Here is a 15,187-nt window from a genome sequence, read left to right on the forward strand (position 1 = left end):
GTATTTATCTTTGCCAACTTAAAATTTACACAAAAATACTATGCAATTATCAGAACAAGAAATCGTTCGTAGAGAAAAACTTTCAAAGTTGCGCGAACTTGGCATTAACCCGTATCCTGCAAATCTTTATCCTGTAAATCATACTTCGAAACAGATAAAGGAATCATTTGCTGAAGGTAAACAGGTAATCATTGCTGGTAGATTGATGTCGCGTCGTATTCAAGGTTCAGCTTCATTTGCTGAGTTACAAGATGCTGACGGAAAGATTCAAGTGTATTTTAACAGAGACGAAATTTGTCCAGGAGACGACAAATCGCACTACAATGATGTCTACAAGAAATTACTAGATATTGGCGATTTTATCGGAATTGAAGGCGAATTGTTTACGACGAAAGTTGGTGAAAAAACTGTAATGGTAAAAAACTTTACCTTATTAAGTAAAGCCTTAAAACCATTGCCGCTTCCAAAAGAAAAAGATGGCGTTGTGTATGACAAATTTGATGATCCTGAACAACGATATCGTCAGCGTTATGCTGATTTAGTGGTAAATCCGGAAGTAAAAGAAGTGTTTGTAAAGCGTACAAAACTGTTCAACGCTATGCGTAATTTCTTCAATGAAGCTGGCTATTTTGAAGTGGAAACTCCAATTTTGCAACCAATTCCCGGTGGTGCGGCGGCGCGTCCGTTTGTCACACATCACAACTCATTGAATATTCCATTATACATGCGAATTGCCAATGAATTGTATTTAAAAAGATTGATTGTCGGCGGATTTGATGGTGTTTACGAATTTTCTAAAAATTTCCGTAACGAAGGAATGGATCGTACACATAATCCTGAATTTACAGCCATGGAAATCTATGTAGCCTACAAAGATTACAACTGGATGATGGAATTTACAGAATCGTTATTAGAACACTGTGCCATTGCCGTAAACGGAACAACAACTGCAACGTTTGGCGAGCACAAAATTGATTTTAAAGCGCCGTACAAACGTGTGACAATGACACAATCTATTATTGACTTTACAGGATTTGATATTACAGGAAAATCGGAAGAAGAGTTGCGTGAAGCTGCTAAAGGTATGGGAGTTGACGTAGATGAAACGATGGGAAAAGGAAAGTTGATTGATGAGATTTTCGGCGAAAAATGTGAAGGAAATTATATTGAACCAACCTTCATAACCGATTATCCAAAAGAGATGAGTCCGTTGTGTAAAGAACATCGCGAAAATCCTGAATTAACGGAGCGTTTTGAATTAATGGTTTGTGGAAAAGAAATTGCAAATGCCTATTCAGAGTTAAACGATCCTATTGATCAACGTGAACGTTTTGAAGCTCAATTAAAACTTTCTGAAAAAGGAGATGATGAAGCAATGTTTATTGACAACGACTTTATTCGTGCATTGGAATACGGAATGCCGCCAACTTCTGGTTTAGGTATTGGAATGGATCGTTTGATTATGTATTTAACAAACAATCCATCAATTCAGGAAGTATTGTTTTTCCCGCAAATGCGTCCAGAGAAAAAACAAGTGCCTTTAACTGATGAAGCGAAAGCTGTATTTGAAATTTTAAAGAAAGCTGAAAAGTTACCGTTAGCCGATTTAAAAGCACAAGCAGGTTTATCAAATAAAAAATGGGATAAGTCTGTAAAAGAATTGACAAAAAACAACTTGGCTAAAGTGGAGAAAAATGATGATGGACTTTTTATTGAAGTCGTTTAAACTTTTCTATCAACCATACAAATAATACCATATAACTTGTTTAAACGAGTTCATATTCAAAAAGGAGGAATTGAGCATTCAATTCCGCCTTTTGTCATTTACATTCCTTGAATTGCGACTACAACTCTTTTGTTTCACATTTCGGATTTGATACTTTTATTCCATTATTAAAACAAACTTTATTTATTATGAAAAAAAGAATTTTAAACAATTTAACACTTAACAAAAAGTCAATTTCTAATCTAAGCAGCAAATATTTAGTTGTTGGCGGCGGAAAGAAAGTGTCTCTTATTATTAAATGTCCAATTGGACCATCAGACGACACGTTAGATCGCGATTGCCCATCATTTTGGTGTTAATAAAAAGTATGTAAGTTAATCTTATCAGATTTTAAAGCTTGGGAAAACTATTTCTCAGGCTTTTTTTGTGTTCAATAGATGTGTGCACGCTAGATTTTATATCTTTAACATAAATTAAATAACCAAAAAGTGAAGCGTTCCCGAGATTCCAGATATGATAAAAAGCGTTCGCGCGATAAGAAAGACGATAGGCGAAAGTTAAAATTTAGTACAAAAAGTACTGAAAAGTCAGAGAAAGACGAACGTTCACGAACTAGCAATAAAGACGAAAGAAGACCACGAGTTCCTGAAAAAAGAACGCCAAAACCTGAAACTAGCACTGTTCCAACTACTAAAGTTGCTACAAATTCTACAACGTCAAGTCCAGAAAATACAGCAACAATTCCAGAACGTACTGTGGATTATGAAGTATTTTCAAAAACCGATTCAACGTATACAAAACGCACAACACATCGGAAAAAGAAAGGCGGTTTTCCTAAAATAGTATTGCCACTTGCCGTAGTTGGTATCCTTTTTCTTTTCAGAATTCTTATAAATATTGGCGATTCTAGTGATGATCAATTTTCCAATGATCCGCCTGTAACTTACGAACCATCGTATGAAAATACGAGAGTTGTAACGACACCTCCGACCAAAAAACGTAAAAAAATTAATGTTGCGGCATTTATTACTGGAGAAGAAGATCGTTTAAAAGAAATTACACAACTTAGTGAAGATTCTATTGTAAACATTATTCCTAATGTGGAAGTGCGCTTATTTAAAGGTTTTCATATGTACGAAACAAAAGATTTCTCAGACACTCCAATTGTAGCTTCGTATTCTAAATATCACTTTTTTTATGATGTGCAGCCAAAAGTAGAAGACCAAACATTGTCTGAACAATGGAGCATATTTCGCGAAAAGTTAGCAGAACGTTCGTATAATGGATATTTTATGTATGATTATCCAAAAAAATATAAATCTGATGATTTTCTAATTGAAGAAACTGAGTTTTCTATTTCGTTAAAAGGCAATGTAATTTATGGTGTTGCCACATTGATTGAATATAAAAATAAACGCTATTTCTTTCAATTTATCTCGAAAGAACGTGATGATAAAGATCCAAATTATGCGTATTTACGAAAGTATTTAAATTATTATTTAAAAATAAATGCGTTGTATGAATCACTTGATACCGTTGATGATTTGAAAAGCTAAAACACGCTAACTAACTCGCTTTTACCAACGCTAACGTGGTTTGATATAAATCGGTTTTGTTCATTTTGGCTTTGAGCCAAGCGTAAAAACTCATCACAAATATATCAGTTTGTTCAGGCGAAGTCCACTCAAAAGAAGCTTCTACCGTTGACAAAAATTCATCTGAAGTTACATTTTCAGGCGCTTGATAATAGCTTTTTACAAATTTTAAAAAGGTAATCACACGCTGTTCTCCTGATTTTTTTAAGAACGGATAATACTTCCGTTGAAAACTCGTAAAACGTGAATCGACATAGGAAATATTCCCCAATTCGATGTGCAATAACAACTCAATGAGGTTTTTCTTTACAACCCATTCAATACCTGCTTTTTCTTCATACCATTTGTCTGTATGGTAAAATCTAGAAAATATTTGTTGTGCTTTTTTAAATTCTCCTTGTTGAAAATAAAATACAATCAAACTTAAATGTACATCTAACATCACTTCTAAGTCAAACTTTTTTACTTGCAGGATACTTTCTAGAATTGAAATGGCTTCTGTGGCATTCCCTGAATAGTTATGACTTAGTGCTACCAAACATTTATACGACAACAAAGCATCTTTGTAATGTTTCCGTTTTTGACGTTCCATTGCTTGATACATAAGCTCTAAATATTCTAAACTTTCGGCAAATGCTTTCTTCCTAAAAAAGATATTCGCAATAATGTATAATACTTTTATGTGATAGAATAAATGCTTATCCGTTTGTTTCAGTCGACTGGAAATGTCTTTGTAATTCTCTAGTAAAAATGGTGTAATTGTAGAAAAATCTTTGGTTACCGAAGCTGCCGAGCTAATCATTTGTGCCAATTGGTATAACGATTTGTAGGTCAATCCGATTTCTTGCGATATTCCAAAACGTGCATAGGTTTCTTGAATTAGTTGTTGAAACGAAATTACTTCGCCTTGATACACAACTTTTTGCACACTTTCTTTGATGACTGCGTACGCCATGTTAAGTTTTTCTTCTTGTAAAAAATCCTGTTGGTTTGCCGTAAACTTCTCAATCAACGTTTCTAGCGGCGGCGCAAATGAAGTTGTGTGTGCATATTGTATTTGTGTATGATAGACTTCATTTAGCAATGAAAAATGCAGAATGTCACGTGCTTTCTTTTCTGCTTTGTGCAATACTTTAAAAGCAGTTTTGTATTGTTTTTGCAATAATAAGTTCCGCGCTACCAACACACGTTTGGTAATATCGAGTTCGTCGGAAACTTCATGTGTGAGACTTTGTGTTGCCATAAAATCGAGCAGCGAACTCCACAAACGCTTTCGCAAAGCATGATAGGCACTTTTATTATCGGTTCCATATAATTTTTTAGGAATTTCCTTAGCGGGACAATTGGCGAGTAACAACTTGAACAATTGTACATTTTTCGTGTCGTGACGCTTGTTTTTATAGGTAAGATATTTTACAAATTCCTGTTGTTCTTCTTTCGAAAACTTAGAAATCATGATATCAATTGCAATCATTATATCGTCGGTTTTAAACTATTTAAATTACTTATTATCAATTATTTAAATATATTTTTATCATATAAATATAGTCTTTTTTATTGAAAAATTGAATTTTGTAGCTAAAAATCCCACCGCATATTTGTCCTGTAATTAACAAACAAAAATTAAATCAAGTAACATTTAAAATTATAGTAGTATGGAAAATCAAAAATTTTTAAACTTAGGAGAAAAAACAAAGAAACCTTTAGAAACTAAGAAAGAAGAGAAAAACCCTTTTAAGCCAACGCCAGCGTTTATTTCGGCATCATGGGCGGCTTTATTAATTGGAATGGTTGCCTATTGCGTTGGATTGTGGAATGCAGGCATGGAATTGAATGAAAAAGGATATTACTTCACTATTTTATTATTCGGATTGTTCTCCGTGGTTTCGGTACAGAAAGCCGTAAGAGATAGAATGGAAGGAATTCCCGTAACAGATATTTATTATGGAATAAGTTGGTTTACCACCTTGGCTTCTATCCTATTATTAGTTGTCGGATTGTGGAATGCCGAATTGGAATTGAGTGAAAAAGGATTTTACGGAATGTCATTCGCATTGAGCTTATTTGCGTCCGTAGCCGTGCAGAAAAACACCAGAGATTTACAAGCATTAAAAAATCAAGAAGCTTAAATGTTGGTTGATTACCTGAACCTCGTAACGATATGAATATCGATTGTTGCGAGGTTTATTTTTAATATATCTAAAATGAAGAAGCATTTAAAATCAGTTATTTTAGTATTTAGTGGTCTTCTAACTTTTATATTGAGCCTTTTCGTTCCTGTTGGCGGCGGTGGCGTAAGTCTAATTTTAGCACTATCGATTCCTTTTTTTATTGTTGTAGGAATTATTTTCGGAGTTATTTATCATGTTTTTATTCGAAAAATGAAGAACATCTATCTTAAAAATAGTATCTTTTTTGCAATGCTATTTTTAATAATCATCTTAACCTTTTTATGGTATCCTTATCAATAGAAAAATACTCAAAAAACAAAACTTATGAGTTCAAAAATCAAACAAGCACTTCCCGAATTGGTCGAAAACGGCATCATTACGGAAGAAATTGCTCAAAATATAAAAGCCTTTTACCAAAAAGATGAAGCGTCTGGCACCAGCCGATTGTTTACTGTTTTTGGAATTTTAGGTGCTACACTTATCGGATTAGGAATTATCCTAATTATGGCGCACAATTGGGATAACTTTTCACGCCTCACAAAAGTCTTTTTCGCTTTTCTACCTATGCTAATTGGACAAGTTGGTTTAGGTTTTAGCATTTATAAAAATAAAAGCAATACTTGGAAAGAAACTGCAACTGTGTTTCTGTTTTTCAGTGTTGGCGCGTGTATTTCTTTAATAAGTCAAATTTATAATATTCCTGGAAATTTAGAATCGTTTTTACTCGCTTGGATTGTATTGTGTCTTCCGTTGTTATACGTAACTAAGTCTAAATCGGCGATCATTTTACACTTAATATTTATGACCTATTACGCGTTTGAAGCGGGTTATCGTTTTTACGGACATACTACTACAATTCCGCACACGTACTTTTTATTGCTGTTGTTCCCTTTGTTCAACTATTTTAAAATGATGCGCCAAAATGTAAAATCGCCAACTTTGTATATTCTCCATTGGTTATTTCCGCTGAGTCTCATCATTTCATTGCCTGTTTGTATTGATGCGAGCGAAGGTGTCGGATTTTTAATGTACATACTCGTATTTGGAATACTATATAATATTGGACAACTTTCATACTTTAAAAATAACTCATTACTTCAAAACGGATATCGCTTTTTAGGTTCGCTAGGAACAGTGATTGTATTGCTTATTTTGAGTTTTCGCTATATCTGGAAGCATGAATTTAATGATGTACACTTTTACTCTTTAGAATTTTTCTGTGCTGTAGTTTTGTTCTGTATTGCCTGTATTACTTTGTACACAAGTATAAAATCGAAGCAAGAAAAAGGTGTGAATTTGTTTCAATATGTATTCCTGATATTTACTATAATTTTTATGCTTGGACTCTTTGATGATGTAATGCCAACTGTGTTAATAAACATTCTACTATTTATTTTAGGAGTCATGGCAATTAAAATTGGTGCAGATTCATTCAGTTTCGGAATTCTCAATTACGGAATGCTCATCATTACGGTGTTAATTGCCTGTCGATTTTTTGACACGAACATGTCATTTGCCATCCGAGGATTATTATTTGTAGCTATCGGTGCAGGATTTTTTACTGCGAATTACATCATGCTTAAAAAACAAAAATCTAAACAACTAAAACAATGAAAAAAACATATATATACGCACTTTTTGGTTTAATGGTATTGGCTCAAATTGTAGCTTCTGCCCAAATCGTTTACAAATACGAACGCACCATTGCTTCTGATAATATATACAAATTTAAAACAGCGCCGATAGATCCAAATGATCCGTTTAGAGGAAAATACATTACGTTAGATTATCAAATTGACGCCTTTAAAACCGATGATGAAAGTTGGGATCGTCATGAAATTGGCTATGCTTATTTTTCAAAAGATGAAAATGGATATGCGGTATTAGAAACGCTTGAAAAAAACAGAATATCTGACAGTAATTTTGATTACATACAAGTAAAAATCAAGAATCATTATGATGGTCATATTCATTTCGATTTACCTTTCAATCGGTATTATATGGAAGAATCAAAAGCCTACGACGCGGAAGTTCTATCGAGAGAATTGAATCGTAATGGAAAAGAAGATTCCATCTACGCGGTTGTGCATATTAAAAACGGCACACATGTATTAACAGATATTATAGTAAACAGAATTTCCATGAAAGATGCAGTAGAGAAGTAACTTCGTTTTCGAATAAAAATATCAAAACACCATTCTATCTTCTAATTTGATGGTGTTTTTTTATGTGCATTTCTCAAAAACTACGCTATCAATAATTTCCCTACGTATTGTGAAAGCTAAAAATTATGATAATTTTTAGTTAAAAAGCAACGCTTACAAAAAATAGTCGACGCTTACAAAAACTATACTACATCTCTTATAAGTATTAACTACTTTCGAGAAGACTATTTACCCCTATCCAACCAAATTACATCCTTTTTTAATAGTTCAATAACGTATTGAACAGGCACTACGTATGCCAAAATTTAACGTATAACAATTATTATTTATTATTTTATGAAAGATCAAATTTCACAAACCCTATTTCGCTTTACGAGCTTAAGAAGCCCAGATTTAAGCAAAGAAAAAAACAAAGAATTACGATTCATTTTCCCTTCTGAGGCAGCAAAAAATGACGATTTCTATGATAGCATGGAAAACCGACCTCCTGAAGTTTCCAAATGGCAACAATTGCAAAATATTGCTAAGGATTTTAATGCATTTACGAAAGAAGAAATCAAAAGTATTGATTCAAAATTATTTGAATTTTCTGAATGGTTAGCACAAAACAGAACCACGGCTTCTATAGATGAGATTGAAGAAAAAACTATAGGAGTTACTTCTATTGTAGAAGATGGAACGCTATGGAACAACTTATTTTATCAGTTTGTTACCGAAGCAGATTTTTATGCGAAAGAAGCGGTAATTCACTTATTAAAAGCCAATCATGTCATTGCCAATTTCCCGCGAGGAGAAGAATTAGACATCGAAGAAAAAAAGAACTTGGTACACACACTCATCTATGCAAAAGTGATTTTACCAAAAGAATTATTCGACTTTTCTGAAGATGGTACTACAGACGCAAAAGCAACTAAAGAAACGACAACGTATAAAACAGTTTCATTACCAAAAAAATTACTCGTGAGTATTGCAAGTCAAGAGTTACAAAATTTAGAAAAAGTAGCTACTGAAATTGATACGTTGCATAGTGCATATCAAACAGCGTATAAAGCCGCTTATGAAGTTGCAAAAACAAATCATAGTAAAAGTGTAAAAGCTGTCTTGGACGAATATGAAGCAGCTGTACAAACCGCAAAAGACGATTGGTGTACGGTAAGAGGCGATAAAGTTTATGATGCATCAAACCTAAATCCTTGTGATCAGCCTGCGCATGTAAAGTATCCTGACATTGCTGAATTTTCTTTTACGTTTAGAGACGAAATTGATGCAGAGCAAGCAACAACACTATTCTCACCGTTGGCATACGAAACATTGTCGTTTTTGAAACCTGTTGATACGATTAAAACATTTGCAGAAGCAAAAAAATTAATAACTAAAGAAGCAGAAACACTTACCGTGCATTTGTACGAGAATACAAACTTTTATACAAAATCCGTAAGTGTACACGGAACGATTCTTCCAGTAACGAATGATGAAAATGATCCTACACGAATTACCGCTGCTTTTTGTTCTAAAAGACGTAAAAACAAAGAAACAAATTTGGCGTATTGGCGTTTTTTTGCAGACATTACCAATCCTTCAGAAGCCGCATTATTCGCAGTACAATCTGTCAGTGCAGAAGTTTTTGATATTTCAGATAACTTATTGCATAGCAGTACTTCATACACTATTCTTGAAAGCACTTTGAACTCTGTAAAGATTGGTTTATTAAGTGATGTACTTACCATTCCAACAGCGCAGCATGTAAATCTTCGATTAAAAGCAACAGTAACCTTATTAGATGGAACGGTGCTTTCACACGATCAAATTTTACGACCAAACACATGTAATTTAGGCAGTATTGCTATCAATGACGAAACGGGAACTTCTGACAATCAAAATTTTATTCCTTCTGGTTATGGAATGCGTCAACTTGGAATTGCCGATTACAGAAAAGTTGAGCAAAGTGTACATTGCTATACCGAAGGCGAAGTATCGCATATTGAAAATGTAATGGCGCGTGAATACAAAGAGAAATCTACACGTAGATTGCGTTCGTCTGAAAATACCGTGTCTACAACTTCTGAAACTGAAAAAGAGCGATTGACAGATACGACTACGACAGATCGTTTTGAAATGCAACATGAAATAGCACAAGTTGTATCAGAATCACAAGATTTTTCAGCGTTTGTAAACTCAAATGTTGGAAAGCGAACACAAAATGGATTCTATTTTAATGTAAATGCTGGTGCCAATTTTGCCACACATACATCAAGTGAAGATAGTATTAATCAGGCAATGACGGAAGCGCAAGAAATTACGTCAAGAGCAATGGATCGTGTGGTACAACGTGTCAAAGAAGAGCGAATTAGCAAAATTATTGAAGAGTTTGAAGAAAATAATTCACACGGTTTTGATAACAGAAAAGGAGACAAACACATCGTTGGTGTATACCGATGGATTGATAAGGTATATAAAAATCAAATCTACAATTACGGGAGACGTTTAATGTATGAATTTGCCATTCCGCAACCTTCAAAATTGCATCGTTTGGCATTGAATGCAATCACAGAAGATGACGATAGCGAAACTATGATACTTAAAGAACCTTTAGATCCTAGAAAAGTAGTCATCAACAACGAAACAATTAGTGATGCATCTAAAATTACGGTGGAAAACTATAAAGTTTTAGCAGCACAATACAATGCAGAAGTGAATCAGCCGCCTGTAGAAGAAATGTTTATTGGAAAAGCATTCTCATACAAAGCTAATGATGCGTTAACTGATGCACATGAAAGTTATGGTGAACATACCGATCTAGATATTCCTGAGGGTTATTATACAGTAAGCGCGAAAGCAGAATGGGTTGATAGTGAAGATTCAGGAGAAGGAAGAACACATATTATTGTTGGTGGTGTGAAAATGCCTCAAAACTCTACAAGACCACTTTCTAAATTTGTGACAAGTATTCCCGTCTCTTTTTCGTCTTTAACACACCTTTCTGGAAACTCTAATGTTAGTATCCAATTAAAAAGGCTGGATGAAACCATAGAAACTTGGCAATTAGAAACCTTCAATGCAATTGTGACTGCATATGAAGATAAACTTGCTGCATATAGATCTCAAAAGGTAGATGAAGACAGTAAAATTGATGAAATGAAAGGGTCAAATCCTTTATTTTATCGACAAATTGAGCAAACTGTATTGCGTAAAAACTGTTTATCCTATTTAATAGATCAAGCTCCAACGGCAACAAATACCTTTGGTAAAAAAATGTATACAGGCGATGTATTAGACACATACAATGTAACGGTAACTAAATCTCTAGATGATTATACTTCGTTTGCAAAATTTATGGAGCAAGCATTTGAATGGGATATTATGTCGTACAACTTTTATCCTTTTTATTGGGGAAATCGTAACGAATGGAACAAGCTGTACAACTTTGAAAACAACGATCCACTATTTAGAAGCTTCATGCAAGCCGGATTGGCAAGAGTTGTACTTACGGTTCGTCCAGGATTTGAAAAAGCCGTACTACATTACATGAGTACAGGAAGTATTTGGAATGGTGGAGAATTGCCTGTTTTAGACGATCCATTATATCGTTCTATTGTAGATGAACTAGACAAACCACTTGGCGTAAAAGAAGGAAAAGCTTGGAAAACACGCGTACCTACTTCTTTGACCATTTTACAAGCAGACAGTTTGGGTCTAAAAGTAGAAAAAGCATTGCCTTGCGAATGTGATGATATTGAAGATTTTATTGAATCTGATCAAACAGAGTGTAGTAGCAATATTTTAAATGATACTACTATATTCAATGATTTACAAGTTGGCGATACAACTGCGGCTGAAAGAAAAATTCAACTTTCATTTTTAAGAAACTTTGGTACAGAAATGCAAACTGTATTTGACTTAGATAACGAAGAACTATTTCCAATTTCGTTTACATGTATGGATCAAGAAATTGTAATTCAACGTGATGCTGCTTGGAATCCTGAAGACAGTGCTGGTGTAGTATATCAAGAATTAGCAAATAAAATATCGTTAATTTCTGGTGTTGAAGCACATCATGTATTTGACACTGTCGGAAATCCTACTGGTTTGCAGTTCAAAATTGATTATGGGCGTATTTCGACATTTACATTTGAAAAACCAAATATTGAAGGTGGCGCAAACGATCCTGCACATGATGTATTAAAAGTGAATATCAGTTCAGAAGGTGTTATTGTAAGTTCGCCTACAAAATACATGCAACGTGTACAAGACAGATATGCAACATCACTTACAGATGGAGAAATTGACGTATTACTTCCATTGGCAAGATTCCAATAATGAGTACCGTACAATTAGCAATGATATGGCAGCCTGAAAAAGTGCTGCCATACATTCTCCATGAACTCAAACGAACTGTGGAGAAGATCTCGCCTGTACATAAAATCTATTTGTATGGAAGCAGAGCCAAAACACCAATCACAGATTGGAACACGTTAGACGGAAAAGATTGGGACATCATCATGGTATGCAACTTCCCAATTATCAATACTCATATTTGGACAACAGCCAGAAACTATCATGTTGATTTAAGTATCATTAGCAAACAACAAGCCGATGAGCTTTTAAAACATAATAAATATTTGGTGGAATTGTTTCCGAGTGATGAATTTATCAGACACTTTAACAATCATGAAAATGATTCTTTAAAAACAGAAAATTATGATTAATACAGAACCATTAATAGGTAGTATTGAGCCATTAATTAAATACCTGCAAATACATCGTCGTTTAGAAGAAGATCAGACTAAAGACACTAAAAGATTGGTTGATGTAATCGATCAAAAATTTGACTATAATAATACTTATGTAGCTATAGATGATCAGAATTATGATCCCAACAGTCCTTTTGTGAATACTAAAATAGAAGTTGAAAAAGCTTCACTAACAGACTTAGGTGTTTTTCAACCTTTAGACCTTAGAATTGAATATAAAAACACGGATCTTTTAGCTATTGAAGTCGTTGACTCGTTAGACAAACCTACTAGTATCAAATACTATTTTCAACGAATATTCCCATCTGCTTCTGGAGATTTAGTACTGTACAAAAGTTTTTCCAACTTTGATTGGGTTCCTTTAGATGACAGTAATTTTACGTTCATTTCATTGGCTGGAGATCCAGAAAGATATTTGTATGATGATGAAAGAAATAGAATTATTTACAATAGTACCTTAAAAACAGCTTTTGCATATAGTGACGTTTTTATATATGATCCGAAAGATGTAGGAATAACAAGCGGAAGATATATTTTAAAATATATAAACCATTTTGGAAAACAAACTATAGTTACCCACAGAGACTTTCATCCAGAAGAATATAAACACAAAAGAATTCCTAAAACGTATACAAATAGAAATATTAATGTTGAAATTAATGACATCGCAGAAAGTGTATACTTATTTCCGACAATAAAAAAAAGTGCAAGTACAATCATTGTAGAGTATAAATATATATTAGAAAAATTCTCAAGATTTGATGTGAAATTTCAAAAAGCTGCTATCACTCTAGAATTCAAATATTTTGGAACCTTTCTATATTTTATCAATCGTACTATTTTTTATGATAATAGTTTTGAAAATTTAGAAAGTAAACGGTATTTAGACCTATATGATTACATGAATCAAGTGCTAAGAGTAGTATCTCCAAATGCAAATGTGCCAAATGATAATAATGGGATACGTCAACTATTCATTGACCAATACTTAAAATGTGTGAGTGAAGAGCTTAAATTTTATAAAAAGAAATTAGATAAAATATTAGAAATATTTTATTACACTCCTACTGTTTTCATAAAACATATCCAATTAGAAACCCTATGGGCCATTCTTGACAAGTCTTTGAAAGGGCGAATAACTAATTTTGGATTAGATAAAGAAGATATTACTTTAAAGCTACTTGTGGCAATCTATGAAAAAGTTAAAAACCCAAGATTATTTTTGGATGAACTTCTGATTCGTAGAGATCATAACAATATATCTTATTTCTACAATTTATTTGGCAAAATGCATACAAGTAACTTTGACAGGTATGTATATTTCATTTGGGGTGTATGGAAACAAACTGTATATAAAGATATTACTGAAAAGAATCCGAAAATCTCAAGTTTATGCGAACCGTATCTAAATTACAAATCAGATCAAACTATAGGTTTCCACCATGATAATGCAGACATAACATATTTATCAAATACTGATCAGGTACAAATAGATATTATTTACAAAGTCACTAAACGAGTAAAAGTAAAAATAGATAAAAACACGGAGGCTACAATTCCTTTCTCCACATCCAAAAAAGAAAGCTTATTGTATGATCCATTTGCGCCTATTTATATTTTTAAAGAAGATAATCCCAATTTCATTTTCAAAGATAGTGAAGAAAATAAAAATTCTTATTTTGCAGCATTGCCAGCTTTTGTAATGCTAGCTAGAGAAGAGAGAGCCTTTTGGAGTAATATCATTACTGCTGGTGAGTTTGCTATAGATATTTTAACTACTGCTACAGGGTTTTTAAACATTGCCAAAGCAGGTCGCTTATATAAAATTTTAAATGCAGGTCATAAACTCATCGGGCGTACAAAACAAGCTACGCAATTTATAGCAGGTACAAAAAGGATTGCTGGGTACATTGAAATTACTTCTGGAATAGGAAACGGTCTTATTAAGTTATTAGGTTATAAGGACACAGAACTTGGTAGAACTATTGCAAAGTATCTTTTTTTCCTAGAAATGTTAAGTTTAACAGGAGAATTGAGTGCTGCATTACATGCTTCTTTATCAAAAACAGCTAAAGAAATTGTAACACATCCTGAATTTCCTAACATAAAAAAGCAAGCAGAGGAAATTATTAAAAAAGCTGATAATACTGGAGCTACTAAGAAGAGCAAAGAGATTGTAGAAGCTGAGGAGACTTTGGAAGCAACCAGACATTTAGAGGAAGCTTCAGGAAAGTTTAAAATAGATAATTTTATAGCTAAAAATGCGAAAAGAAATATTGGAAAAATCAGAAAAAGTGATATTGTTCGGGAGTTGAATAAAACAGAATCCGGAAAGGAAGTTGCACAGGCATTAAAAAATAATGAAATTAAACTGTTTAAATTAGATGAAGATGCCTTTAGAACCGAAATAAAAAAAATATCCAAACCTGGAGAAGATATTAGTGATGTAACTGCTGGGCAGAATGGTGATGAGATCTATTTACTAAACGATGCACCAGTAAGCAGAGCTTTTGGTGAAATTGTCCATGAAGGTAAACATGCTTTTGATGAACTAGCTGGTTTATTTGATGATATTGAATTATTAAGAGAACAAACCAAACTAATAGAACATGACGGAATTTCTATGGAATGGTATGTAAATAAAATGACTGATGGTCAGGTCATAGAATTGAGAGCAAGAATAGCAGAACGTGAGTTTCAAATAGAAGCAAAACAAACGCTAGACTTTAATTCAGTTCCTGATATGGCAAGTTTTATATTTAAAAATTATCAATAATAT

Annotated in this window: 10 protein-coding genes; 9 read left to right on the plus strand and 1 reads right to left on the minus strand. The window is 33.4% G+C overall.

The window, feature by feature from the left end; genetic code table 11:
• The first annotated feature begins 40 nt into the window (after positions 1-40).
• Both lysS and AA089_RS06510 read left to right on the plus strand, forming a co-directional pair.
• Complete coding sequence (gene lysS / locus AA089_RS06505; protein ID WP_046756125.1) at positions 41-1,726, plus strand: lysine--tRNA ligase; 1,686 nt, start codon at positions 41-43, stop codon at positions 1,724-1,726.
• Positions 1,727-2,214: 488 nt separating this feature from the next.
• Entirely contained in the window at positions 2,215-3,282 is a 1,068-nt protein-coding gene (locus AA089_RS06510) for a hypothetical protein (protein ID WP_046756126.1), read from the plus strand.
• A gap of 10 nt (positions 3,283-3,292) precedes the next feature.
• Here AA089_RS06510 and AA089_RS06515 read toward each other — a convergent pair whose 3' ends face one another.
• A complete protein-coding gene (locus AA089_RS06515) occupies positions 3,293-4,795 on the minus strand; it encodes a tetratricopeptide repeat protein (protein WP_046756127.1) in 1,503 nt (500 codons plus the stop codon).
• Positions 4,796-4,976: 181 nt separating this feature from the next.
• On the opposite strand from AA089_RS06515, the gene yiaA reads away from it, so the two are divergent.
• The 7 genes from yiaA to AA089_RS06550 all read left to right on the plus strand — a co-directional run bounded on the left by yiaA (position 4,977) and on the right by AA089_RS06550 (position 15,184).
• Positions 4,977-5,450, plus strand: coding sequence for an inner membrane protein YiaA (gene yiaA, locus AA089_RS06520; RefSeq protein ID WP_046756128.1), 474 nt, complete (start codon positions 4,977-4,979; stop codon positions 5,448-5,450).
• A 75-nt stretch (positions 5,451-5,525) separates the two neighbouring features.
• Positions 5,526-5,792 carry a hypothetical protein gene (locus AA089_RS06525; RefSeq protein ID WP_046756129.1) on the plus strand — a complete coding sequence of 89 codons (267 nt, stop codon included), beginning with the start codon at positions 5,526-5,528 and terminating at the stop codon, positions 5,790-5,792.
• Positions 5,793-5,816: 24 nt separating this feature from the next.
• Positions 5,817-7,106 carry a DUF2157 domain-containing protein gene (locus AA089_RS23570; RefSeq protein ID WP_053002241.1) on the plus strand — a complete coding sequence of 430 codons (1,290 nt, stop codon included), beginning with the start codon at positions 5,817-5,819 and terminating at the stop codon, positions 7,104-7,106.
• Positions 7,103-7,657, plus strand: coding sequence for a GDYXXLXY domain-containing protein (locus tag AA089_RS06535; RefSeq protein ID WP_046756130.1), 555 nt, complete (start codon positions 7,103-7,105; stop codon positions 7,655-7,657). Before AA089_RS23570 ends, AA089_RS06535 begins: the two co-directional genes overlap by 4 nt.
• Before the next feature lie 336 nt (positions 7,658-7,993).
• Positions 7,994-11,974 (plus strand): hypothetical protein, encoded by a 3,981-nt coding sequence (locus AA089_RS23575; protein ID WP_053002243.1) that lies wholly within the window; start codon positions 7,994-7,996, stop codon positions 11,972-11,974.
• Positions 11,974-12,363: a hypothetical protein gene (locus tag AA089_RS06545; RefSeq protein ID WP_046756131.1), complete on the plus strand. Its 390-nt coding sequence runs from the start codon at positions 11,974-11,976 to the stop codon at positions 12,361-12,363. The genes AA089_RS23575 and AA089_RS06545 overlap by 1 nt, the downstream gene beginning before the upstream one ends.
• The gene (locus AA089_RS06550; protein WP_046756132.1) at positions 12,356-15,184 is read left to right on the plus strand and encodes a hypothetical protein; all 2,829 of its coding nucleotides are present in this window, start codon (positions 12,356-12,358) and stop codon (positions 15,182-15,184) included. The genes AA089_RS06545 and AA089_RS06550 overlap by 8 nt, the downstream gene beginning before the upstream one ends.
• The last annotated feature ends 3 nt before the right edge of the window (positions 15,185-15,187 follow it).

The sequence above is a fragment of the Kordia jejudonensis genome (assembly GCF_001005315.1).
Lineage (GTDB): Bacteria > Bacteroidota > Bacteroidia > Flavobacteriales > Flavobacteriaceae > Kordia > Kordia jejudonensis.

Excerpts from the sequence above, each read along its gene's own strand:
- lysS (WP_046756125.1), top strand. The coding sequence starts at position 41 with ATGCAATTATCAGAACAAGAAATCGTTCGTAGAGAAAAACTTTCAAAG.
- AA089_RS06515 (WP_046756127.1), bottom strand. The coding sequence starts at position 4,795 with ATGATTGCAATTGATATCATGATTTCTAAGTTTTCGAAAGAAGAACAA.
- yiaA (WP_046756128.1), top strand. The coding sequence starts at position 4,977 with ATGGAAAATCAAAAATTTTTAAACTTAGGAGAAAAAACAAAGAAACCT.
- AA089_RS06525 (WP_046756129.1), top strand. The coding sequence starts at position 5,526 with ATGAAGAAGCATTTAAAATCAGTTATTTTAGTATTTAGTGGTCTTCTA.
- AA089_RS23570 (WP_053002241.1), top strand. The coding sequence starts at position 5,817 with ATGAGTTCAAAAATCAAACAAGCACTTCCCGAATTGGTCGAAAACGGC.
- AA089_RS06535 (WP_046756130.1), top strand. The coding sequence starts at position 7,103 with ATGAAAAAAACATATATATACGCACTTTTTGGTTTAATGGTATTGGCT.
- AA089_RS23575 (WP_053002243.1), top strand. The coding sequence starts at position 7,994 with ATGAAAGATCAAATTTCACAAACCCTATTTCGCTTTACGAGCTTAAGA.
- AA089_RS06545 (WP_046756131.1), top strand. The coding sequence starts at position 11,974 with ATGAGTACCGTACAATTAGCAATGATATGGCAGCCTGAAAAAGTGCTG.
- AA089_RS06550 (WP_046756132.1), top strand. The coding sequence starts at position 12,356 with ATGATTAATACAGAACCATTAATAGGTAGTATTGAGCCATTAATTAAA.